At 48.3% G+C, this 23799-nt stretch carries 26 protein-coding genes; 8 read left to right on the forward strand and 18 right to left on the reverse strand.

Annotated features, from left to right (window positions below):
* The first annotated feature begins 1 nt into the window (after position 1).
* Positions 2 to 1156, forward strand: coding sequence for a M14 family metallopeptidase (locus GLV97_RS06250; protein WP_160889294.1), 1155 nt, complete (start codon positions 2 to 4; stop codon positions 1154 to 1156).
* A 30-nt stretch (positions 1157 to 1186) separates the two neighbouring features.
* Here GLV97_RS06250 and GLV97_RS06255 read toward each other — a convergent pair whose 3' ends face one another.
* Both GLV97_RS06255 and GLV97_RS06260 read right to left on the reverse strand, forming a co-directional pair.
* Entirely contained in the window at positions 1187 to 2038 is an 852-nt protein-coding gene (locus tag GLV97_RS06255; RefSeq protein ID WP_160889295.1) for a pirin family protein, read from the reverse strand.
* A gap of 59 nt (positions 2039 to 2097) precedes the next feature.
* A complete protein-coding gene (locus tag GLV97_RS06260; protein ID WP_160889296.1) occupies positions 2098 to 2526 on the reverse strand; it encodes a MarR family winged helix-turn-helix transcriptional regulator in 429 nt (142 codons plus the stop codon).
* Between the two features lie 234 nt (positions 2527 to 2760).
* On the opposite strand from GLV97_RS06260, the gene GLV97_RS06265 reads away from it, so the two are divergent.
* Genes GLV97_RS06265 through GLV97_RS06275 form a run of 3 tightly spaced genes read left to right on the forward strand, consistent with a single transcriptional unit; the run spans position 2761 to position 5307 of the window.
* The gene (locus GLV97_RS06265; protein ID WP_160889297.1) at positions 2761 to 3306 is read left to right on the forward strand and encodes a DUF4247 domain-containing protein; all 546 of its coding nucleotides are present in this window, start codon (positions 2761 to 2763) and stop codon (positions 3304 to 3306) included.
* A gap of 23 nt (positions 3307 to 3329) precedes the next feature.
* Positions 3330 to 3752: a DUF350 domain-containing protein gene (locus GLV97_RS06270; RefSeq protein ID WP_160839084.1), complete on the forward strand. Its 423-nt coding sequence runs from the start codon at positions 3330 to 3332 to the stop codon at positions 3750 to 3752.
* A 19-nt stretch (positions 3753 to 3771) separates the two neighbouring features.
* Positions 3772 to 5307: a polyamine aminopropyltransferase gene (locus tag GLV97_RS06275; RefSeq protein WP_160889298.1), complete on the forward strand. Its 1536-nt coding sequence runs from the start codon at positions 3772 to 3774 to the stop codon at positions 5305 to 5307.
* A 111-nt stretch (positions 5308 to 5418) separates the two neighbouring features.
* Here GLV97_RS06275 and GLV97_RS06280 read toward each other — a convergent pair whose 3' ends face one another.
* From GLV97_RS06280 to GLV97_RS06335, 13 genes are all read right to left on the reverse strand, one after another.
* A complete protein-coding gene (locus GLV97_RS06280; protein ID WP_160889299.1) occupies positions 5419 to 5826 on the reverse strand; it encodes a nuclear transport factor 2 family protein in 408 nt (135 codons plus the stop codon).
* 293 nt (positions 5827 to 6119) lie between these two features.
* Positions 6120 to 6725: a sortase gene (locus GLV97_RS06285; protein WP_160889300.1), complete on the reverse strand. Its 606-nt coding sequence runs from the start codon at positions 6723 to 6725 to the stop codon at positions 6120 to 6122.
* 27 nt (positions 6726 to 6752) lie between these two features.
* On the reverse strand, positions 6753 to 8264 hold the full coding sequence (locus tag GLV97_RS06290) for an alkaline phosphatase (RefSeq protein WP_423784963.1): 1512 nt from the start codon (positions 8262 to 8264) through the stop codon (positions 6753 to 6755).
* 199 nt (positions 8265 to 8463) lie between these two features.
* The gene (locus tag GLV97_RS06295) at positions 8464 to 8643 is read right to left on the reverse strand and encodes a hypothetical protein (RefSeq protein WP_160889301.1); all 180 of its coding nucleotides are present in this window, start codon (positions 8641 to 8643) and stop codon (positions 8464 to 8466) included.
* Between the two features lie 70 nt (positions 8644 to 8713).
* A complete protein-coding gene (locus GLV97_RS20260) occupies positions 8714 to 9553 on the reverse strand; it encodes a cupin domain-containing protein (RefSeq protein ID WP_160889302.1) in 840 nt (279 codons plus the stop codon).
* Positions 9554 to 9655: 102 nt separating this feature from the next.
* On the reverse strand, positions 9656 to 11104 hold the full coding sequence (locus GLV97_RS06305; RefSeq protein ID WP_160889303.1) for a protein adenylyltransferase SelO: 1449 nt from the start codon (positions 11102 to 11104) through the stop codon (positions 9656 to 9658).
* Between the two features lie 187 nt (positions 11105 to 11291).
* Positions 11292 to 12029, reverse strand: a complete 738-nt coding sequence (locus GLV97_RS06310) for an amino acid ABC transporter ATP-binding protein (protein WP_160889304.1) — start codon at positions 12027 to 12029, stop codon at positions 11292 to 11294.
* A gap of 13 nt (positions 12030 to 12042) precedes the next feature.
* Positions 12043 to 12744 carry an amino acid ABC transporter permease gene (locus tag GLV97_RS06315; RefSeq protein WP_160839190.1) on the reverse strand — a complete coding sequence of 234 codons (702 nt, stop codon included), beginning with the start codon at positions 12742 to 12744 and terminating at the stop codon, positions 12043 to 12045.
* Positions 12731 to 13567 carry an amino acid ABC transporter substrate-binding protein gene (locus GLV97_RS06320; protein ID WP_160889305.1) on the reverse strand — a complete coding sequence of 279 codons (837 nt, stop codon included), beginning with the start codon at positions 13565 to 13567 and terminating at the stop codon, positions 12731 to 12733. The genes GLV97_RS06315 and GLV97_RS06320 overlap by 14 nt, the downstream gene beginning before the upstream one ends.
* Positions 13568 to 13765: 198 nt before the next feature.
* Positions 13766 to 14953 (reverse strand): cation:proton antiporter, encoded by a 1188-nt coding sequence (locus tag GLV97_RS06325; RefSeq protein WP_160839102.1) that lies wholly within the window; start codon positions 14951 to 14953, stop codon positions 13766 to 13768.
* A gap of 95 nt (positions 14954 to 15048) precedes the next feature.
* On the reverse strand, positions 15049 to 15171 hold the full coding sequence (locus GLV97_RS20125) for a hypothetical protein (RefSeq protein WP_263620904.1): 123 nt from the start codon (positions 15169 to 15171) through the stop codon (positions 15049 to 15051).
* A 31-nt stretch (positions 15172 to 15202) separates the two neighbouring features.
* Positions 15203 to 15667: a divergent PAP2 family protein gene (locus tag GLV97_RS06330; protein ID WP_160839104.1), complete on the reverse strand. Its 465-nt coding sequence runs from the start codon at positions 15665 to 15667 to the stop codon at positions 15203 to 15205.
* A gap of 73 nt (positions 15668 to 15740) precedes the next feature.
* Complete coding sequence (locus tag GLV97_RS06335) at positions 15741 to 16727, reverse strand: DUF3231 family protein (protein WP_160839106.1); 987 nt, start codon at positions 16725 to 16727, stop codon at positions 15741 to 15743.
* Positions 16728 to 17030: 303 nt separating this feature from the next.
* On the opposite strand from GLV97_RS06335, the gene GLV97_RS06340 reads away from it, so the two are divergent.
* The 3 genes from GLV97_RS06340 (at position 17031) to GLV97_RS06350 (ending at position 20473) form a co-directional block, all read left to right on the forward strand.
* Positions 17031 to 18368, forward strand: coding sequence for a sugar porter family MFS transporter (locus GLV97_RS06340; RefSeq protein ID WP_160889306.1), 1338 nt, complete (start codon positions 17031 to 17033; stop codon positions 18366 to 18368).
* 206 nt (positions 18369 to 18574) lie between these two features.
* Entirely contained in the window at positions 18575 to 20095 is a 1521-nt protein-coding gene (locus tag GLV97_RS06345) for a BCCT family transporter (protein WP_337194082.1), read from the forward strand.
* 228 nt (positions 20096 to 20323) lie between these two features.
* Positions 20324 to 20473, forward strand: a complete 150-nt coding sequence (locus GLV97_RS06350; protein ID WP_160889307.1) for a hypothetical protein — start codon at positions 20324 to 20326, stop codon at positions 20471 to 20473.
* A gap of 138 nt (positions 20474 to 20611) precedes the next feature.
* Here GLV97_RS06350 and GLV97_RS06355 read toward each other — a convergent pair whose 3' ends face one another.
* From GLV97_RS06355 to GLV97_RS06365, 3 genes are all read right to left on the reverse strand, one after another.
* Entirely contained in the window at positions 20612 to 21811 is a 1200-nt protein-coding gene (locus tag GLV97_RS06355; RefSeq protein ID WP_160839110.1) for a DUF819 domain-containing protein, read from the reverse strand.
* Between the two features lie 206 nt (positions 21812 to 22017).
* A complete protein-coding gene (locus GLV97_RS06360) occupies positions 22018 to 22479 on the reverse strand; it encodes a flavodoxin (RefSeq protein WP_160889308.1) in 462 nt (153 codons plus the stop codon).
* Positions 22480 to 22482: 3 nt separating this feature from the next.
* The gene (locus tag GLV97_RS06365) at positions 22483 to 22866 is read right to left on the reverse strand and encodes a hypothetical protein (protein WP_160841359.1); all 384 of its coding nucleotides are present in this window, start codon (positions 22864 to 22866) and stop codon (positions 22483 to 22485) included.
* A 193-nt stretch (positions 22867 to 23059) separates the two neighbouring features.
* Here GLV97_RS06365 and GLV97_RS06370 point away from each other — a divergent pair, with 193 nt between their 5' ends.
* Positions 23060 to 23368: a hypothetical protein gene (locus GLV97_RS06370; RefSeq protein WP_160889309.1), complete on the forward strand. Its 309-nt coding sequence runs from the start codon at positions 23060 to 23062 to the stop codon at positions 23366 to 23368.
* Positions 23369 to 23799 lie beyond the last annotated feature (431 nt).

Raw genomic sequence — 23799 nt, forward strand, 5'->3', positions numbered from 1 at the left:
GATGGATACACAGCAGTACTTCAGTAAAACGTATCAGGAGTCCCGCGAACGTTTCCGCGGTCTGCTTCCCCAGGTAAAAGAGTTGTGGCCGGATGCTGCCCTCCATACCGAAAGCATTGGGAATGAAGAAGACTTAACCATCGATTTCATCTATGCCGATGCCCGCGTGTCCAATGATCAGGTCATGTTCATGACGACAGGGGAGCACGGTATTGAAGGGTATGCAGGAGCGGCTGTTGTACAAATGTTTATAGAAAACCACAGCCACGCCGTAGATGCTGATTACACGGGCCTCTGTCTTGTTCACAGCATCAATCCGTGGGGGATGAAGCACTTCCGGCGTGTCACAGGGAACAATGTGGACTTGAACCGGAACTACATTTATAAGACTGAACACGTGCCTGAGGATTTGAACACAAACTATCGTGATGCCAGCCGTCTTTTTCAGCCGAATGGGAGCCTGAAGGAAATCCCAAGAGAAAAGACAGTGCTCTATGAATATTTAACGAAAGGGATGGCTGAACAAGGGTATAAGGCGGTCAAGACCGCCAAAGGCATGGGACAATATGAGTTTGAAAAAGGCGTTTATTATGGCGGGAAAGAGGAAGAACGTTCTGCTTCCATTATGAAATCGTGGCAGAGAAAGATGCTGAGAAATTACAGCCGCGTTATTCATATGGACTGGCACACAGCACTTGGACCGACCAATGAAGTGACGATGGTCATCTCCGATCATGAAGAAAGAGATGTAGACACACTTCGAAACGATTACCATATGGAGAACGTAGAAAAATTCAGCCCTTCAAAAGTCAAAGGAGATTCAACCAATCATTTTTATGAACTGCAGCAACATGAGTTTCCTGACCGTCGTCTTTTATCAGCCCTGTTCGAGTTCGGCACATTCGGAACGGACCGCGAGGCAGAGCTGAGAGAATTCACGACCATCATCCTGGAAAATGAACTGTATTGGGAAGGAGCAGAGCGTGAAGAAGACCGGCGCTGGATCCTGCAGGAACTCCGGAATATGTTCTACCCCGTGGAACAGGAGTGGCGGGAAGCTGTCCTCACAGAGGCGGAAAAAGTGATTGTTTCTGTGATGAAGCATGAAAACATGATGAAGGATGCGTCAGCGGTAAGTTCTATTAGAAAAGCCTGAGAGGCTGTGTCCTCACAGGCTTTTTTCCTTTTACACAGCTGGAGGTCCGAACTTCCCGTTCCGGAAATCTTCAAAGGCCTGATTGATCTCCTCCATGGTATTCATCACGAATGGACCGTGGGGGACGATTTCCTCGCCAATCGGTTGGCCGGAATAAACGAGCACCTTCGTCCGGCGTTTTTTGGACCGGATCGCCAGAGTGCTTTCCCCTTCCCCTGTTTCACGGAAAGTCAGCAGCCCAGCCTCGTGTTTTCTCATTGCCTGTTTTTCAGTCCCGATTTCCGCCTCCCCTGCCAGCATATAAATAAAAGCATTATGGTTTTCAGGGAGATGGATCGTATAAGAACTCCCTTCTCCCATCGTCCATTCCGTTAACGTAATCGGAACGATGGAATCCAGAGGCCCGGCCACCCCAGCGGTATGACCGGAGAACACTTTCAAACGTCCTCCTTCAAAAGAAACAACCGGGACGTCTTCCTGATACACATTCTGGTACACCGTGTCGGAATTCTTTTTATCCTTCGGAAGGTTCAACCATAACTGCAGTGTATGGGCAATATCATTCTCCACACCGTCTTCTGCGTGACGGGCGGCCCAGCCGGCATTCATGTACTGGACATCTCCAGGTTCAAGAATCTCCCGTCCGCCTGCGTTGTCTATGTGCTCAAGCCGGCCATCCACGACGTACGTGACAGTTTGAAAACCTCTGTGGGGATGATCAGGGAACGTGCCCTTTTTGAACCAGTCCTCCGCCATCAGAATGAATGGATCGAGTTCACGCCATCGTTCTACAGGAAGCACCCATCCTTTCTGAATGGCCGGAAACTTCATCTCTGTATATTCGACCCTCCATTTTTCCTTAAGTTCTCTTTGGAATGTCATTCGATCATCCTCCCTCTAATTAGTTGCTACACATACTATACAGGTAAAAAAAGGGGCCCTTACCCTTTTATATTGTTCAGGATTTTCGTCAGCACTTGATCCAGATGTTCCAAATCCTGCGTACTCAGCCCCTCCGTCACATCCGCGTTGAACGCTTCGGAAACAGGGACCACTTCTTCTTTCAGTTTCCGTCCGCTTTCGGTCAGGTACACTTCAAGGGAACGGCGGTCTTTCGGACAGAACTTCCGTTCAATAAAGCCTTTTCCTTCGAGGTTGACGACCATTCTGGCAATATTGGTTTTGTCCTTGCCCAGCTTTTCAGACAACTGGTTCTGCGTCAAGCCATCCTTTTCCCATAACAACATCATGACTAAATTCTGTTCAGGAGCAAGGTTGTAGGGCTGGAGACGCGATTTGATCTCACTGGTCAGCTTCAAGTCTGTCTGGTGGAGCTTAATGCTGATGTAATCCTCTACGCGTAAATTCATACTATCTCTTCTTTCCTTGTCTAGGCTGCAGTTTCTATGTTCAGTATAAAGGGCGGTACTTCTCGAAGTCAAAAGACTTGAAACGAAACATTATTGAGTCCTCGTTCGTACATAAGTATAATAGAAGAGGATGAAATGGGAAATTGTCCCTGGGTCTGCCTTCTTAACCGGGCCTTATAAACACCTGCGGCTTTTTCAACCGATACTTTACTATGGCTTACAGGAGGTGAACCAATGAAGCGATGGATCAGCTACAGCTTTTTTCTTCTCTTGATCATCATGGGCGGCTGTTCCTCTGTCCAGGGAGCCGTTGACAACACGTATCCCCTCGAAGACATCGTGTATGATGACAGGGAAAACAAATCGGAAATCTACCGGGCTTCCAATCAGACGGTGGATACGGTCGCCGATCAGATCATGGATACCAACGAGCCGATGTATGAGGCCTCGAAGAACGGCCGTCACCTTATGATTTATGATGATCTGCTCGTACAGGTTTTTGAAGATCCAAAAGACGCCAATGATTCTCTCGTTGAAATGTCCGGTGAAGAATTTGTACGAAACAACTATTCCACCGCTTTCTTTTCTGATTACGGCATTGCCCGTGAGGCCGAAGAGGAGTTTGATATGGATTTTGAATCCAGAGGTGGAGGATTCATTTACACCGGGTATATCCTTGGCGGCGGTTATGTGAAAAACAGTGGAAAGCTTCCGACCCTGAGATACTCCTCTGATTCACCAGGGGGGATCCGCGGCGGAGGACCAGGAACAGGAAAATAAATAAAGACAGGAGTGAATCACCTATGTTTGCCTTCGAATTTTCAGAGATCCTTGATGCCACAGAGCTGCTGCTTACCCTCGTCTACTGGGTGCTCATGCTTGTTATAGCCGGTATCTGCATGGCCGTTTTTGAAAAATTCACCCCTTACGATGACCGAAAGGAGCTGCTGAATGGGAATGTAGCTGTCGGTACACAGTTTGCTGGTAAATTGATCGGCCTTGGTATCATTACTCAAGCGTCCATTGCCCACAACTTGAGCATCTGGGGCGCAGCCATTTGGATTTTGATCGGCTTTGTATTAATGATTGCCGGGTACTATCTCTTTGAACTGGTCACCCCTTTCAAAGCTGAAGACGAAATCCGCAAAAACAATACAGCTGTCGCTATTGTTGCTGCTGCTGTAAGTATTTTTATCGGCTTCGCCGTGGCCGGCAGCATTACGTAAGCCATTTGGAGGGACCTATATGAACGCCCAGAGATACTTATACTTATCATCAGGAATTGTCTCCATCTGTGGCATTGTCTTTCAAGTTCTCTACGGGGCGGCTGGAAGTTATTTGTTCGGAGACAGCGTTCTTTACTACTGCATTACCATCGGTCTTTTTTTAATGGCCATGGGAATCGGCGCGGCCGTTAGTGAGCGCTTGAAAAACTGGCTCGTGACCCGGTTCGTACAGGCTGAGTTTCTAATCGCCATCATTGGCGGCTTTTCCGTATTCGGTCTTTTCTTTTTCTCTTCCTTTTTCGACCAGGGAACCGCACAGGTCTATTTGTATATCGTCATTTCCCTTACCGGTTTCCTGACCGGACTGGAACTGCCGATCTTAATCAGGCGGGTGCAGGAGATCCGGGCGGATATCAGCAAAAGCACGGCCCGTGTCCTGTTCTTTGACTATGCAGGAAGCTTGATCGGCTCCATCGGGTTCGCCCTTCTTTTAAGGCCTGCACTGGGATTGATCAAGACAGCCTTTTTAGTAGCCGCAATCAACGCTGTAATCGCTTTGTTCCTTACGTTTTATTTTCAAAAGGAAATCCGCCGCCCGACTCTTCATAAGCTGAGCGGTGTTCTTATTCTGCTTCTGCTTGGATGGGGCTTTCTTTACGGTGAAAAATACGCCGCAGCCTTTGAGCAGAGGGTGTATGCCGATCCGGTGATCCATGCCGAGGATACACAATATCAGCGGATCATCCTGACCAAGGAACCGAATGATGTACGTCTTTACTTGAATGGACAGCTGCAGTTCTCAGAAAGTGACGAGTACCGCTACCATGAAGCCCTTGTCCATATCCCAATGGCTCTCGCCGAGCAGAAAAGGAACATCCTTATCCTCGGAGGAGGGGATGGTCTTGCTGTCCGTGAAGTATTAAAGCATGACCAGGTGGAAAACATCACGCTCGTAGACCTGGATCCGGCGATGACGGACCTTGCCAATACGCATCACGAGCTGCTCCGTCTAAATGAAGGTGCCCTTAAGGATGACCGTGTGAAAATCGTTCATGCCGATGCCTTTCAATACTTACAGGAAAATGAAGCCTTCTATGATGTCATTATCGGCGATCTTCCCGACCCGAACAATGAAGGGCTGAATAAACTGTATACTACACAATTTTATTCGCTCGTCCGGAACCATCTTGCTCCCGGCGGGAAGATCAGCATGCAGTCGACAAGCCCGGTTTTTGCACCCAAAGTATTCTGGACGATCCACGAAACGATAAAGGAAACAGGGCTGTTTACAGACAGCTATCACCTGGATGTACCCAGTTTCGGAAACTGGGGGTTCACACTGGCCTCACGGGAGGCCATCGATCTCGACAATCTGCAGGTCTCAGACGACCTTTCCTTTTTGAACGAAGAGACAGCGCGTGCCTTATTCGCGTTCGGAAATGATACCGACGCTGTCATTGAGGAAGAGGACGGGGGCACCTTTGATATCCCCGTCAATACGTTGAACCGCCCGGTCCTCATCCAGTTGTATCAAAAAGCATGGCAGGACTATTGATTTCAATTAAAAGAGGGACGCTGCCTTCCGCAGCGTCCCTCTTTATTTATGGTACAGTTCAGTAGAAGAATATCCTTCTTCCCGGGAAAGATGAAACGCGATGATGGCGGATCAGCTGGAGTTCGAGGGGAGCAGGATTACATAGGAGGTAATCTCCTTCAGTCGAGCCTTTTTCCCAGCCCCTGTAAAAAGATAAACATCGCAGAAGCCATACTTCCGGCCATTCTGCATAAGGACCGTTCCATTCGCGGAACCGGTGCTTCCGTGCGTGATGATCTGATCAAAATGCATCCCGCTGACTTTGTATTGAGTCATGGCCTTCAATTCTTCAGCAAACGCCGTTTTCCCTTGGATCGTATAAGATTCCCCGATGATCCTCCATGTCACATCATCAGCCACCTGGTCCAGAATATAAGTGGTGTCCCCTGTCGCAAAAGCTTCGTTAAACGACTTCAACCATTGCTTCTTAGGAGCATTTCCACAGTCTTCCACACCCGTAATCTGAACTGTATGAGTCATTGCTCATCCCCCTTTTTTACTCAGCACCTTGGAACAGTCGTCTTATATTTCCCCATCTGCTGTCACTCATCGTTGATTTTCTACTTTAATTTTACCATAGAAATCCTCGTTCCATTTCAGAAAAACGAACGGTGGGTTGGCCGCTTGCTTTATTCTATAAGAGAACGTAATTTGGGAAATAACCGCAGAGCATTCTTATAAAAAAACCCTTCCCGTGTATGGTTTTCCACATCTGGAGGATAGAGTATTCAGAAAGATAAGCCCCTTCCCTATGGAAAGAGGCCCCTGTACCCTTAAGGCAGTTTTTGTTTTTTTACAAACTCAGCCTGCACGATCAAGCGTTCAGGAGCCGGGCCGATGAAGTCAAAAGGATAGCACGTCGTTAAGGTTAATGTGGGAGAGACCGTTTTTACAATGACGGACGTATCCCCCTCATCCGTCACCCACGTACGGTTAATCTGATACTCATACTCATAATTTCCTTCCCTCACATAGAGAAAATCGCCGGGAACAAGATCGTCCAGACCGCGGAACATCGTTTCCCTGTGGCCGGCAAGAGCGGTGTGCCCTTTCTCAGAGGGAAGGGTCGTATACGATGTATCATATAGTCCGAGGCCTTCTTTCAGCGTCGTGTCTTCAGTCCCGAAAAAGACAGGATACCTACGTCCAAGTTTGGGAATCGTAAGCTCTCCAACCCGATCCCCTTCCTGATAGCTTTCAACGGTTTCGGCAGCTACGAAGTCTCCCGATTCAGGCTGTTCACTCTCCAGCGAGTAAGCAGATTCCTGCATCTCTGCATCATAAACAGCGACACGGCTCTCCGACCACCAGTTAAATCCATTCCAGAATATAAGCACCAGTCCCAGCAGCAATACGACAACGCCCAGCTTTTGAATCATCGGATCTCTCCTTTACTCCGCAGTTCGTTACGCTTTCACCTGTTTTCTTCTCATAAAAAGAATCGCACCCGCTCCAACGACAATGGCCCCCATGAGCATCCCCAGCGGATAGGAAGTGGCTGTATTGGCGAGCCGAGCTCCTTCTTCATCTTCTGAATCATGCAGCAGTTCAAAAATAATTTCAGCGTTGTCCGTATTATCCATAAATCCGGAAAAGCGTTCAGAGGCTGGGCCGTAAGCATATACAGGGACATCGCCCCCCGTATGTCCGTCAGTCGTCCATCCTGTTCCGGAGCGCTTATTGAAGATGGCTTCAATCGCATTGTCGACCGCGGTGAATGACTCCTCTTCGTTCCCTTTATTCACAGCTTCCTGAACAGACGCAATTTCTTCTTCCGTCAATTCAAAGTCGATGGCATCCGTCAAGGTCCTCTTTACGTCAGCTCCTTCTTCCACAATCTGACCGGCCATGTAATCCGGAGTATGGGAAGCAGCACGAATGACATCCGGATCCCATTGATAAGGGCCGCCTTCTCCAAGGGAAAAACCGCCTGTCGAATGATCCGCTGTTGTGACGACGAGCGTTCTGCCATCCTTTTCTGCAAAAGCCAACGCTTTCTCAAAGGCCCCCTCAAAATCTTCTATCTCACTCATGGCAGCTACGACATCATTGTCATGACCAGCCCAGTCAATCTGGCTTCCTTCCACCATAAGGAAAAAGCCTTCCTCATTGCTTTTCAGCTTTTCAATCGCAGTTTGCGTCATAGCCGCGAGGGAAGGCTGTTCTTCGGGGCGGTCAATGGCTTTATCCAACCCGCCAGGCGCAAACAATCCAAGAATCTGACCGCCGTCTGAGTCCGCCATTTCTTCTGTTGTGGTCACATAATCATAACCGTCTTGTTGGAATTCCTTCGTCAGATCCCGGTCATCACGTATAAAATAATCAGTTCCTCCACCGAGAAGCACATCAATCTTATGCTCCCCGTCAATCTGATCATCGAAATAATCATCCGCAATGGCATCATAGTTCTGACGGGATTCGTTATGAGCTCCGTAAGCCGCAGGTGTAGCATGGTTCACCTGGGCAGTAACAACGAGCCCTGTGGACATCCCTTTTTCCTTAGCCGCTTCCAGTACTGTCTTCGTATCCTCTTTGTCCAGGTCTTTCGCAATCGCCCCGTTGTACGTCTTGATCCCGGAAGACAAGGCTGTACCAGCAGCAGCGGAATCAGTGATATTTTCCCTTTCTTCCTCTTCACCGCCTTCGTGATAAGGGTCATGGGAATAAACGGACTGCATCCCTGCAAGACAGGGGTCAAAAGCTGTCGGTTCCATATGCTTGGTCTCCGGATCGTCTTTATAGTAACGGTAACCCGTTGTATATTCCGGCCCCATGCCGTCACCAATCATGAATATTATGTTTTTGACCCCTCTGCTGTGGTCAGCTGCACTTAAGAAAGATGGATCATCGGCACTTCCAAAAAACAGGCAGGACAACGCTGTCACCGCCAGCAGTTTCTTTGCGAGCTGCTTTTTCAAAAGGATTCCCTCCGTTCACGTGGTTACATGGTTCATACTAGCTGCTCTATGTTAACGACAGAAGAAGTGATGGTAAGAAAGGGTTAAAGGTACGTAATAGTTATGTAAATCCATAGGTCTATTGTGCCCGGAAAACGTCCCCCTACTTTCGAAGTTCCTAAAAAGAAAAAGGTACGCCTCCCTGTGGGAAAACGTACCTTTAATGATCTTCATGGATGGAATCCACCGGTTTCACCGTTAAAGCGGTTGCAGCGATAAGCACACTGGTGTTGACCCAGAGCATCAAACCATTCCAGTCGTTATCCATAAGGGTTACATTTACAAGAGATATCCCCTGCATAATAAAAATAGTCAAGAGTAGAAAATGTGTGAGCTTCATCCAAATCCCCCTTTTCGTATCAATTATTCCAAAAGGAGAGATCAACCTCAAGCTTTTCCAGGAGAAATCTTTACTCTTCAGCTTCCGCAGCCAGCGCGTCGGCCTTTGTATTATGAACCGTGCCGAATGGATGTTCAGGAGGAGCATAAATCGAATACAGCTTCATAGGAACATCCCCTGTGTTGGTTACGTTATGCCAAACCCCTGCAGGAATCATGATGGCATAATCATCAGAAACTTCCCTTTCAAATGTAAGCTGATCTTTTTCAGGTCCTATCTGCACCCGTCCACGTCCCTGCTCCAGACGGAGAAACTGATCGACATCCGGATGAATCTCCAGGCCGATATCCTCACCGACACCAATACTCATCAGGGTGACCTGCAGGTGATCTCCCGTCCATACGGCTGTGCGGAAGGTATCATTATTTACCGTCGCTTTTTCGATATCCAACACAAACGGCCGGCCCCCGAAATCCATCGTCGATGCTGGATTTTCCTGGCGGTTCAGCAGTTCGTACCATTGACCCGCTTCATCGGCATTACTCTGACATGCGCGTTGAAAACACGACTGACAAGAAGAACCCTGAAGTGCCCGGTACGCCTGCTGATCATAATTATAATGATCGAGTTTCATTTTATAGGCTTTCTGCAGGCCGTCCTGATAGGAGCTGAAGGATGGCGGTGCAGCCTGGAAAGATGGCTGTTTTCCTGTCACCTGTGTATAAAGGAGAGACTGCTCATGCAACATGGACGATTCTTTCTCATACGCCTGCCTGATGGCCGGCTGATCAGCAGCCGGAGCATATGGAAAAAGCCGTTGATACAAATGAGCCGCTGACGCTTTGGAAGCGATGCTGTTCTGCAGCATGTCGGCGGCCTGCTGTCTGTTCATAGATGGGTATGGATACACATAGATCTTCCCTTCCTTACAATCTCGACCTATCTTATGCAGAAAGGCCCAGCAACGTACATTCAACAAGAAAACCGGCCCCAGATAAGAGGCCGGTTTCACTCATGTACCGCAATACGTCCGGTACGGAAGATCCGATGGCTCCGGAGGTTGGGCGTAAGGCTCCTGAGCAGCGGAATATTCGTAAGGGTTTTTCAACTGTTCCATAAGATTTTCCATCACCGAATAGTCATCATTCTGTATCACCGCTTCCAACGCTTCTTCCACTCTATGATTCCGGGGAATGATGGCAGGATTGGCCTGCTTCATTTTTGCGAAGGCGAGGTCCAGCGGCTGGTCCTGGCGTTCCAGACGTTTTTTCCATTGATCATACCAGCTGGAAAAAGCTACAGAATTCCACATTGGCAGTTCTTCGGGCCGGTCAAGGGTCAAAGCTCTGAAGGTATTCGTATAATCCGCTTCCTGCTTTTTCATCATATCCAAAAGATCATCCATCAGGGCTTCATCCTGGTTTTCTTCTGTTAAAAAGCCGAGCTTCTCCCTCATACCGTTTACCCAGTGTTTCTGATAATACGATCCGTATCTACCGAGAATCTCCTGAGCTGTTTCGAGCGCAGCGTCTTCCTCCTCATCCAAAATCGGAATTAAGGATTCTGCCAGACGGGCAAGGTTCCACTGGCCGATTGGCGGCTGGTTTTGATAAGCGTAACGCCCCTTCGCATCGATGGAGCTGAAAACTGTTTCCGGGTGATAAACGTCCATAAAGGCGCACGGACCGTAATCGAAGGTCTCTCCGCTGATGGACATGTTATCGGTATTCATCACACCGTGAATAAATCCGACCAGCTGCCATTGAGCAATCAGAGCCGCTTGTTGTTCAACCACCTTTTCGTAAAAAGCCGCATACCGTTTTTCTTCTCCCGCTGCTTCAGGATAGTGGCGCTGAACGGCGTAGTCGGCCAGCAGGCGGAGCGCATCCACGTCACCCAGACCAGCGGCATACTGGAATGTGCCCACACGGAGGTGACTGCTGGAGACACGCGTTAAGACAGCTCCGGGAATTTCAATTTCCCTCTGAATATGTTCCCCGGTTGTCGTTACAGCCAGGGTCCGGTTCGTCGGTATACCGAGCCCATACATGGCTTCGCTGATCATATATTCTCTCAGCATCGGTGCAAGTCCTGCGCGGCCATCCCCCCGTCTCGAAAAAGGTGTACGGCCGGAGCCCTTCAATTGAATATCAAAACGTCTTCCCTTGTTGGTGACCTGTTCACCGATAAGGACGGCCCGGCCGTCGCCGAGCATCGTAAATTGACCGAACTGATGACCGGCATAGGCCTGAGCTACAGGATCCGCCCCCTCCGGAAGCTCGTTCCCACTCAATAATTCCGGGTGGTGTTTCAAATCATCCGGCAGACCGAGTTCAGCAGCCAGACCGCCGTTGAAAACAGCATAGGCCGGGGCTTTTACTGGTGTCGGTTCTACTTTGGCATAAAAATGTTCCGGTAGCAGCTGATAGCTGTGCTTTAAGTTCCATCCTGTCTGTGTCATGGAATCTCCTTTACTGGTAATAGTGTTATCGTTAACCCTAACATAATTCTTCCCTTCATGCTGAGGATCTTGCACGGAGATAATCACCTGGCGGCGGCCCACGGCCCTCCCATTTCATTCAACAAAAAAAGACTGCCGGGCATTTCCCCGACAGTCGGTGGCTTTCCAGGGAAAGCCGCGTTCGTATCTATTGTCCGATTCGCTTTAGAAACTGCTGCGTCCGGGCTTCTTTTGTAGAATGAAACACCTCATCCGGTGTTCCCTCTTCGACAATCGCCCCCTGATCCATGAAAATCACACGGTCTGCTACATCTTCGGCGAACTTCATTTCATGGGTGACGACGACCATGGTCATCCCTTCTTCCGCCAGCCCCTTCATAACGTCAAGAACGTCCGCCACAAGCTCAGGGTCGAGAGCTGACGTCGGCTCATCAAACAAAATAACTTCCACTCCGGTCGCCAGCGCCCGGGCGATGCCGACGCGCTGCTGCTGGCCGCCGGAGAGCTGGTGCGGGTATACATCCAGTTTGTCACCAAGACCAACCTTACCTAAAATCTCCGCTGCTTTCTTCCTTGCTTCTGCTTTCGGCTTTTTTTGAACCGTTATCGGGCCTTCCATGACGTTCTGGAGAGCGGTTAAGTGTGGGAACAGGTTATGGTTTTGAAACACCATCCCCGTCTGCTTCCGGAACTCCACCGTTTCTTTTTTCTTATGGGTGCGTCCGAAATCGAGTGAACGCTCCCCAATGGTGATTTCACCGTACTCCGGCGTTTCCAAAATGTTCAGGGAACGCAGCAGGGTTGTTTTTCCAGACCCTGAAGGTCCGATCACAACAACGACTTCGCCGCGGTTCACGTTCATATCAATATCTTTCAGCACATGTAGATCACCGAAATACTTATTCAATTTATTTACTGTAATCATCGTACCAGACCTCCTACTTGGCGACATATCTTTCCATTCTATTTTCAACACGATCCTGAACGAACGAAAGCGCCACACAAATCATCCAGTAGATAAGGGCTGCTTCGGAATACACAAGCAGGAACTCGTAATTTTGAGCCGCAATCTCCTGTGATTTCCGGAACATTTCCGTATAGGTGATGGTGGAAGCCAGGGACGTATCCTTGATCAGACTGATAAATGAGTTGGACAGCGGCGGAATGGATACCCGTGTCGCCTGGGGGAGAATGACACGCTTCAGCGCCTGTGCTGTCGTCATCCCAATCGACTGGGAAGCTTCCCACTGTCCTTTCGGAATCGATAGAATAGCCGCTCGGATAATCTCAGAATTATACGCTCCCATGTTCAGGGAGAAACCGATGATGGCTGAATAAAAAGGACTGATGGTTACACCAAGAGACGGAAGACCGAAAAAGATAATGAATAACTGCACGAGGAGCGGGGTTCCACGGATGATGGAAACATACGCGCGGGCCACTCCCCTGAAAAATTTCACATTCGATAAACGCATCAATGCTGTGATGACAGCGAGCACGATTCCAATAGCGAATGTGATCAGTGTCAAAGGAATCGTATAATACAAAGCCCCTTTCACCAAAGGGAGAAAAGAGCTTGTAAAAATGTCCAGGTATTTTTCCTGCATGTCAGGGTTGGTGAATAGATTACTTAGATACATCTTCACCAAACCACTTCTCAGAAATTTCAAGATATGTGCCGTCTTCCTTCATTTCTTCCAAGGCGTTATTGACAGCATCCACAAGTTCTTCGTTTCCTTTTCTGAACAACAGACCGCTCTCAGAAGCTTCATCCGCACGCGCGGCAATCTTCACTGGAGCTTCCGGGCGCTGCTGCATGTAGTCCAAAACAGACAGGCGGTCGTTGACGGTCGCTTCAATCCGGTTGCTGGCAATCATCTGCATGGATTCGTTAAACCCTTCCACACCTGTAATTTCAGCATTATTAGCTTCTGCTATATCACGGTAGTTACTCGTCAGCGACTGGGCTGTATTGACTCCTTCGAGATCTTCAAAAGACTGGATCGAATCATTGTTTTCGTTGGTAACCACGACAGCTGATGTTTGAATATAAGGATTGGAGAAATCATACTTCTCCTGTCGGTCTTCACGAATTCCGACCTGGTTGGCCACCATATCAAAACGGCCGGCATTCAACCCTGCGAACATGGAATCCCATTTCGTTTCATTGAATTTAGCTTCTACGCCGAGACGATCGGCGACTTCTCTGGCGATTTCCACATCAAAACCGGTCAGTTCATCATTATCATCATGGAACGTGTACGGGCGGTAGGTTCCCTCTGTTCCAATGACGAGTTCTCCATTGGCTTTAATTTCTTCCAGAAGGTTTTCCTCTCCATCCGCTTCTGTTTCCGAAGACTCGCCGCCTTCTGAGGCACTTTGACTTTCATCCTCACTCGTCCCGCAGGCAGCAAGAACAAGTACCAGGAAACCGATTGAAAACAACCATGTTAATTTCTTCATTTTATTTTCCCTCCGTAAAACCAAGTAAGTTTATATGTTTTAATGACTTCCGTATCATAATCCAGATGATCCGTCGATGTCAATGAATTGAACTCTTCCCTTTATCCTTTTCCAAATTCCATCATTTAACCATCGTACGCATTGGATTCAGCCTGCTTGAAACAGGAAGGGGCTGTACCGGAATATCCCGGACAGCTTTTATGATTTTAATAGTCTTTTGGATATCGGTGCAACGCCGACGCTCTGGAGGACAAGCGATATGATGACGACAGCAAAGGCAAGAGCCGTAAAGGAACCGCCTCCATCCGCTTCCGCTTCAAACGATAAAATAAGAAATATGGACATCGTTCCTTTTAAACCAGCCCATGTCAAAAGAGCGGAATGCCGCCAGCTGATTTTCCTCCGCCAGTGGGGAAAAAGCTGGGTAGAACCGGCAATGACGACAAACCGGACGACGATGGAAAGGAGAAAAACGATGACCGCCAGTCCTAATAGAGGTGCAGCCAGGTAGCCTGCTGCTTCAATACCGATTAGAAGGAACAGTAAAGAAAGGGCTGATGTCTCCACAACTCCCCAGAATCCATCCAGGGTTTCTTTGAAGTGCTCTTCCTTAATCGTTTTCCCGTATTCAAAAGACAACAGTAAACCGGCTGATACTGTAGCGAGCACACCGGAAACTCCGACATATTCGGCCAGATTAAAAATTCCATAAGCCAGTACGATACTCAACATGACTTGGTATTCGCGGTTATGAGTATAGTGAACTCCTTTGCTGATCAACCATCCAAAGGCTGCACCAAGACCCACTCCTCCAAGAGAGACGAGTAAAAATTCCCCGAAAAATGAAAACAGCGAAACATCTGAATGCCCTGTGTACATCCCCATCAGTACAGAAAAGATGACGATGCTTGTTCCGTCATTTAACAGGGATTCCCCTTCCACGACATCCGCCATCCTTTCATCACTTGTCGAGTTCTTCAAAATCGAGACGACAGAAACCGGATCTGTCGGTGTCAAAACAGCCGCCATCACCATGGCTCCGATCAAAGACAAGGAAAGAAAAGGTCCGCTTACCGCATAAATGGCTGCACCAAGGAGCCCCACTGTTAATATGATTCCAATGGTGGCGAGGAAGATAATCAAGTGACTGTTTCTTTTGAACCCTTCCGGTGGGAACCGGTAAGCAGAGACGAACAACAAAGCAGGAAGAAACACATGATAAATCAGATGCTCAGTTACCTCAATAGTTGAAAAGTATGGAAGAAAGGACAAGCCGATACCAATGAACACAAGGATCATCGGGACAGGAAGGTTTTCCTGCTTCTTGTCCAGTGTAAAAATAAGATAACCGATCAATAATAGCAGGATGGTCTGGTTGATGGACATAGGATCCCCCTTTCTTTTCCTTTTCATTTCTCCTCTTTCTTATATCCCTAAACATAAGAGAAGACCCGGCAGGCCGGGCCTCCGGGTCTTCTCTCTTATGATTTCCGGCTCTCAGCCAGACGTTCCTTGATCTGGTTATAAGACAGGCCGGACAACGCATTCAAACGCTTCACTTCATCCACGTTCGTCCCTGAACGTGAAACGGTTGCTTTCCTCACACTCTCCACCTCCTTGAATGTCGAAGAAGGCCTACCCTTCTATTCGGGCGGACGCATAGCCGAGCGCAATCCCTAAAAGGGCTCCTCCAAGTACTTCCACAGGCTGGTGGCCAAGCAGTTCTTTCAGCTCTTTTTCACGTTCGACAAATTCAAGGCTCGGAAAATCACCGGAAATCTGAGCCACATTATCTTCGAGGTCGTTCACCAGCTGGGCGATTTCTCCTGTGTGTCTCCGGATTCCCTGTGCATCGTACATCACGATGACGCCGAAAATAACAGCCAGCGCCGTTTCTGTATGACGGGATCCTTTATTTGCAGCAATATAGGATGCAAGCGCGGCTACACCGGCAGAATGGGAGCTTGGCATGCCCCCGGTGGTCGCCACCTGTTTCACGTCCCATACCCCATGCACACGTTTATGTGTCACAATTTTCAATGCTTGAGCGATTCCGATCGCCGAAAGTGCCGTAGCAATTCCACGGTTCATTTTGTTCATGATTTTCACCCTCCCACTCAGACTACCATGTACCTTCCCGTTCAAAAGGCTGTTTATTCAAATGGGAAGAGGATTAATGTTTTTCTGTCTGAGGAGGCTCTTCCATCCAACCGTGTTTAATCATCAATTTTGCCCCTTTATGGGCATATTCAAAAATATCCTTCATAAATAGGGACAATTTGGCGGGGAGGTCATTCCGCAGACTGAAGGCTGTGCCCAGGGAGTTTCCTCCTAAAGAAAAGCTGCAGAACAGGCTGACGCAGTAAAGCATCATTTTATCCGAAAACGGTGAGAGGTGAGACTGGGTGACATTCCCTCCCGGAGTCATCGGAGCGGGCGTATCATTTTCGAACATGATCGTCGTCAGCTTCTTTACTATCTTTTTAGCCAGTTCGCCGCCTTCATGGAAATAGGCTCTCGCCTCAGGTTCTTTGGCTACCTGGGAAAACCCGTAAATCATCTGCATGCCGATCACATTGGATTCAATCGCATGGTGTATATGGGTCATCTCTACTGTATTCAGTGCACGCCTTCCCTTGATCGGCTTGAACATCTTCAGATAATCCTTATCCTGTACATGCTCAACCGGTTTCTGGATGGAGACATAAGGGGCCTGGGGAAGAAGTCCTTTTTCAATCAGATACTGGGTGCACTTTTCATAATACTTTTGTGTTAAATAGGTGAGTTCCCGGTATATCTCGATAATCTCCTTCTGGTAGGACATGGTCAGGTTCAGCGTATGCATGCCCATACCAATTTCATTCACCAGCCGGACGAACATGATGTCAAACCCGTTATCATAAAGCTTTGGAACTTCTTTGGTCACATCATCCTCCGTAAATCCAACCGGCACTTCAAGGCCGTGTTTTTCAAATATTTTCTTCATTTTCTCCACATAGGGTTCAATGTCTTTCTGAAGATGAACCATAATCTGTTTGGACTCCCGGTCATCTGCTTTTTCAATAAAATAGTCCAGCATCCTAAGGATTAAGGTCTTTTCCTGATAGGTCATCCATAATGTCCCGATTTCGGCAGAAGAAAGGTGTGAATTGGCTGCCATAACGACTCCTCCAATTTGGATTGCACTATATCGGCATCATCCGTGCTTTTCTTCTAGTCTGAGCCAAATCCTGTTTTTCATCCGGCTTTCCTGCAAAGATGACACTTATGACAGTCTGCTTCCCCTTAAACCTCGATGATTAGAGTCCTCATCTATTTCCAACAATAAATTTTGCTGCATCTAAATCCCCACCACACAGCCATGTGGGATCGTTTTCAATTGTATGGTGACAGATCTTCTTGTTTTTAAGCCGGGATTTCGTGGTAGAACCCATCTAGCACATATAAAAAAGGTGGTCATGATATGAATCGTTCAATTAGCAAAGGGTGGATTTTCTTTTTCGGCGCCCTTGGTGGATTATTATATGGATATGATACCGGTGTCATTTCCGGAGCCCTTTTATTCATCAGCGATGATATTCCCCTTACAGACTTTCTGGAAGGCCTTGTCGTCAGTTCACTGCTCGTTGGTGCCATTGTTGGTGCGGGGCTGAGCGGCTACGTTTCCGACCGGTTCGGACGAAGGAAAGTGGTCTTCACCATTGCGTTGATTTACATAGCCGGATCCTTTGTCCTTGCGTTTGCACCAAACGTTCCGTTCCTCGTCACAGGACGGGTCATACTCGGACTGGCGGTCGGCGGCTCAACAGCCATCGTACCGGTCTACCTATCCGAAATGGCTCCTACCGATTCCCGCGGGGCCCTTGGGTCATTGAACCAGTTGATGATTACCATCGGGATCGTCCTTGCATACCTCGTGAACTATGCCTTCGTACCTGTGGAAGGCTGGCGTTGGATGCTCGGGCTGGCGGCGGTTCCTGCCGTCGTACTTGCGGTCGGTGTCATGTTCATGCCGGAAAGCCCGAAATGGCTGCTCAAACAGAATCGGGAAAAAGAAGCCCGTAAGGTAATGGGACTGACCAGAGACGAGCAGGAAATTGAAAAAGAAATGGAGCAGATGAAGAAAATTGAAGCAGAAAAAGAAGGGACATGGGATGTCCTGAAAGCGAAATGGGTCCGCCCCATGCTCCTTGTGGGAAGCGGAATCGCCATATTCCAGCAATTAATCGGCATTAACGCGGTCATTTATTATGCTCCCACAATCTTTACCGAAGCAGGACTGGCTGATTCAGCTTCAATTCTCGGAACCGTCGGAATCGGTATATTGAACGTACTGATGACGCTCGTGGCTATTGCGACGATTGATAAACTCGGAAGGAAAAAGCTGCTGCTGATCGGTAACGCCGGCATGGTCACAAGCCTTGCCGTCCTGGCTGCCATCTTGTTTACAGCAGAGCTTACCACAGCCGTCGCCTGGCTGACCGTTGTTTTCCTTGGTTTGTTTATTATCTTCTTCTCTGCTACATGGGGGCCTGTCGTCTGGGTCATGCTGCCCGAATTGTTCCCGACCAAAGCCAGAGGGGCTGCGACCGGTTTTACGACGCTGTTGTTATCCGCAGCCAACCTTGTCGTGTCCCTTTTCTTTCCAATCCTCCTCGGTGCCATCGGAACCGCCTGGGTTTTCGTATTATTCGCCGTGATTGGTATCCTGGCTTTCCTATTCGTTTACACCTATGTACCAGAAACAAAAGGACGCAGCCTGGAAGAAATCGAGAACGATCTGCGGGGAACCACAAGCTGAGCCCCCCAGCATAGATCGATCCATACAAAAGGCCAACAAAAACTCCCCGTCCTGCGACAGGGAGTTTTAATATTTTAAATATTCCATCTTTTTGAGAACTTCTGGATTTTATGTTTCCCGTCGTATATAATGCTGTTTATGCACTTTTTATAAAGTTTTTTCTGAACGAACTATACGAACGAGATAAACATTTCAGGAGGAATAACGTGAATAAACTGTCACCCATGTATTGGATTGCTTTAGCAATAGGAATTGTGTTTGTAAGCTGGGGAGCGATTTTCCCTGATCACCTTTTAAATACGATGATGACCATTCGGAACGGAATTCTTGACCGCTTTGGCTGGTTCTATCAATTCGCCGTCACCTTCATGCTCATTATTGCCTTCATCATTGCCTTCAGTAAATACGGGAAAATCAAGCTTGGAAAAAAAGATGATAAACCCGAATACACTACACCGACCTGGTTCGCTATGCTGTTCAGTGCCGGTATGGGAATCACCCTTCTCTTCTACGGACTGACAGAACCGGTCACCCACTATGCCAACCCGCCTGTGGGAGATGCCCAGACAATCGAATCGGCGAAGCTTGGACTTGAAATCAGCTATCTGCACTACGGACTGCACGCCTGGGTCATTTATGCGATTGTTTCCCTCGTCTTAGCGTACTTTAAGTTTAAAAAAGATAAACCCGGTCTGATGAGTGCTACGCTCACTCCTCTGTTCGGTAACCGTATGAACGGCACGGCCGGTTATATTGTTGATATCATCGCTGTTTTCGCTACCATCTTCGGTGTTGCCATCTCTCTTGGGGTCGGCGCCCAGCAGATCAACAGCGGACTGGCGTATCTCTGGGGAGTACCGAACAACTACGGTGTTCAACTCATCATTATGGGTATTACGGCTGTACTGTTCATTTACTCCGCCGCTTCCGGACTATCTAAAGGAATCAAGTACATCAGTAACATCAACTTGATTCTGACCGTTGTGCTGTTTGCAGCTTTCCTGCTGCTCGGACCGACAGGGTTTGTACTGGAAACGTATTCCACAACCCTTGGCAACTATATGCAGAACTTCGTTCAAATGGGTATGCGTTTCAGCCCGTTTGATGCGGAAAACAACCAATGGGTAAAAGACTGGACGATTTTCTACTGGGCCTGGTGGATTTCCTGGACACCATTCGTGAGTTCCTTTATTGCCCGTGTATCCAAAGGACGTACCGTACGTGAATTTATCGTAGCCGTTGTAATTGCACCTGCTCTTGTCTGTACTCTTTGGTTCGGCGTCTTCGGTGGAGCCGGTATCTACTTCGACTTTGTAGAAGGTGTCAATGTTGCCGGTCAGTCTATGGAATCTTCCTTGTTCTATGTCTTTGACCAGCTTCCATTCAGCGGGCTGCTTTCCTTTGTAGCGGTGATTCTGATCATGACGTTCTTCATCACATCCGGAGACTCCGCCACATTCGTCCTTGCGATGCAGACGTCCCGCGGAAGCTTGAACCCTCCATTCTTTATGAAATTGAGCTGGGGAATCATCCTGACAGCGATCGCCATGATCCTCATGGGGGCCGGAGGACTGGATGGTCTGCAGGCCGCAGCGATCATCAGCGGGTTCCCGTTAACGATTATACTGCTGTTGATGATCGTCAGTCTGCTCAAGTCGTTTAGAGAAGAATTTAATGAAGCGGCTGGATCTGATTCTGAAGAAGAACAAGATGAAAAGTCTGCTTAACGAAAAGAAGCTGCCGAAATGGCAGCTTCTTTGGTTGTAGAGAAACCCCTGTTTCTTTACAAGCTTTTTTCTTTCTTACCGCCAGGAGTGGAAGGGGAGTCGCTCCTTGGGGATTCTTTAAAATCGAAAAAGACTGCCCTTCACCCAGCTCACCCTTGCTGGATGGAGGGCAGTCTTTTTTTTATTCCGGGAAGCAGCCGTCATCAACGCCTGCACGAGGAGTGTTCGGTGGTGACGCCTGCGGGAACAGCGAGCCGAAGATCCACTTGGTCAAATGGTTTCTTGACCAAGTCAGCTGAGGCCGTGCCGCGGCAAGCATCCGCCGATAAACGGAACGTGCCCTCTCCACACGACAAATGGACAACTCTAACTGGTTAACATAAGCTTCTCTGGCTGGGTCATAAAATTGTGTACTGAAAGGTATCCGGGTAAAACAGCTGGACACAAAGCATGCCCTTCCCCCTCTTCATAAAAAAAGCCCGCCTTTCCTGAACAATCAGAAAAGCGGGCTTTTGCTCATCCCCCGGCGATCAACTGGGCGAGCTGTCCACATAGAAGGGCGGCGTATGTTCCGACGACGTTACCCAGTATCCCCATTAAAAGACCGACAGGCGCAAGGGCCGGCTGGAATACGGAGGCTACAATCGGTGCAGAACTGGTTCCGCCAATGTTCCCCTGTGATCCGACAGCTACGAAAAACAGCGGAGCACGCAGCAGACGGGCAGCGATGAAAATAAAGAGTACGTGTATCGCAAGCCATACTATTCCCATCAGGATGAATTGAGGAGCCTGGACGATATCTACAAGGTTCGCCTGGGCACCAATGGCTGTGAGGAACAGATAGATCCCCATATACCCAATCTTGCTGGCCCCATAGTATTCAAGCTTCCGGACCTTCGTAAAGGAAAGCAGAATACCGACAGCCGTAATAATCAGGAACGTCCAAGTCGATGTATTCATGACGTCCGATTTTGGAATGAACGACAAATCCGCAAATAAACGGATCAGGTAGGAACCGGCAAATCCAATGGCAAGAATACCGAACAGCTGCGGCAGCTGAAGCGGCTTGGCATTGCGCTCCACATCGGTTGCAATTTCTTCATTGATTCGTTTGATCGTAGAGTTATCAGCCTTGTTCCATTTGTTGAAACGGTCCTGGAAGTTGGCCAGGGAAATCATGACACCCATCCAGCCAATGCCGACGAGTGTATCAGTCAAAATGATCGGACTTAATATATCATCCGGGGTGTTAAAGGCAGCCATCATCGCTCCCATGTTACCGGATCCACCGATCCAGCTTCCGGCAAGCGCTCCGACTCCACGCCACGCTTCATCAGGAAGCACACCTTGGAACAGGGCGAAAGCAACCGGACCGCCGATGACGACGCCGAGTGTTCCTGCCAGGAAAACGAGGACCGCTTTTCCGCCGAGTTTCAAAGTGGCCGGAACGTTCGTACTGATCATAAGAAGCAGCAGACCCGCTGGAAGCATATAAGTACTTAAGAAACTGTAAAGGTCTGAACTCTGCGGGATGATGCCGAATGTCGTCGACAGCATCGGAAGAAAATACATCCAGATCAACGGCGGCAGATAGCCGAAGAATTTTTTCAGTGGTGCATAGTCAACCGTCGCTAACATGAAGACAATGCCGACGATGGCTATTAGATAGGCGAAGACCGCCATAGGCTCTTGTATAAGGGCTTGAGTGAAAATCATGATGATACTCCTTTTCTGCGTAATCCTTTGAATTATCAAACAATTTATGGTCTATAAAAGCCACATTGAGGGAGTATAGCACAGGAACCCCCCGTGAGAAATAAAAAAGTTCTGCCATTATTTTTCCATTCCAAACTATAAAAAAGCAGCTTCCCACAACGGCGCTTATGTAAACGCTCCCTAGTGAAAAGCCACTTTTGTAAATTTTATTTCAATTGTATCAAATGCCCAAGATGTTCCATAATCTCAGCTGTAAATCTTTGGAGGTGCTCGATATCCTCTTCATTATCCGGGTGCATATCCACTTTCCAAGCTCCAGTCATCCGTTCACCACCAACGGCTGTTAACCGCTCTTCAAATGTATGGACAGCTTCACAGAACTGTGGGTAAGAGGTATCTCCTGATCCGAAGACAGCAATCCCTTTCCCCGTCAGATCGATATCTTCCAGATCCTCATAAAAATCTTCCACTTCATATGGCAGATCCCCATCATTCCATGTATAGGAACCCAGAATGACCGCATCGAAATCCATCAGGAATCCAGGCTCTATTTCCTCCAGTTCATCCATGTGGATCTTGTGATCCTCTTCCAGACGTTCCTTGATCAGATCAGCCATTTCTTCTGTATTGCCGGACATGCTGGCAAAACCTATCAAAATTCGTGCCATGGGTCACACACCTTTGACGAGTCTGTCTTCAAGATAACCGGAAAACCGAGCGTGGAGACCCGCATGGATCCGGAAACTCTGCTCGTCTTTACTTTCCAGTGCCTGATTGATTTTATATGTGTAATAGTTGAGAGCCAGCTGGACATCCATCTTCGTATACACAGCCCTTTTGTCGTAAAGATCCTGGACAAACCGGGCGGACATCGGGAATGCGCCCTCTTCGTTCCTGCGCACAAGGACATACCATCCGCGGTTCGCTACAGCGTAGGGGTTTTGAACAATATGTAAACGATCTCCCTTTTCAAACCGGATCGTTTGATGACATGAGCACTCGCGACTTCCTTTTTCGTACGTAAAGGATTTGACAACAAATAAGCATTCCTGCATTGCCTTCTCTCCCTTCCTGATTCACATCTACATCATAATTGATAACGATTATCATTGTCAATGAAAATCATACACACAGATTTGCTGTGCGTTCTCTTCGATATGAAACCGGTCTTCCCGCAGCTTCCTTTTCAAGGAACGATTTCCATTAATGTCAAGTTACGCTACACTTATATGGATAGGAGGGGTCTTCGTGAAATCCATGACACTCATGTTCCTTGAACTCATTCGTATCCTGGTGATGCTCCCTCTCATCGGAGGGCTGCTCTGGTATACCGTGTTCGGCCCGCTTTATGAAGTTTTTCAAGTTCCCGAAGGATACCGGGTCATCGGCGCTGCCGGCATCTGGGTCTTTTTGTTTATCTTATACAGGAACTTCCTCCAATTCACAGGATGGTATAAGGGAAAAGAAAACCGGAAGCTTCCACGCTTAGCTGTGATCAGTCTGACGGTTGTCTCCTTGATCATGACTGTCGGTCCACTGTTCGCTCGTTTTCTTTAGGAAATGGAACGGATTGTGTAGGAAGAGTAAAAAAAAAGGACACCCACTGCCGGGTATCCTCAGCTTGTAGAGAAACCCCTGTTTCTTTACAAGCTTTTTTCTTTCTTACCGCCAGGAGCGTAAGCTCCCTCCCCTTTCCGCGGACACGGGAGCCCGAGCTTCCTCGCAAACCCCACGCTCGGCGATCTCGGACCACTCGTTCTTCCGCAGGAGTGGAAGGGTTTCCGCTCCTTGGGCGTTCTTTAAAATTGAAAAGACCTACCTTCACCCAGCGCAGCCCATGCCGTTCTTTTGATTCTGCGAACTTGGGCAGGCGGTCTTCCTGACCAAGTCAGCGGAGGGCGTGCCCGCGGCAGGCATCCGCCGATAAGTGGAACGTGCCCTCTCAACACAACATGCGGACAACTCTAACTGGTTAACTCAGGCTGATG

This window comes from Halobacillus litoralis, from assembly GCF_009856355.1.
GTDB classification, from domain to species: Bacteria; Bacillota; Bacilli; order Bacillales; family Halobacillaceae; genus Halobacillus; species Halobacillus litoralis_B.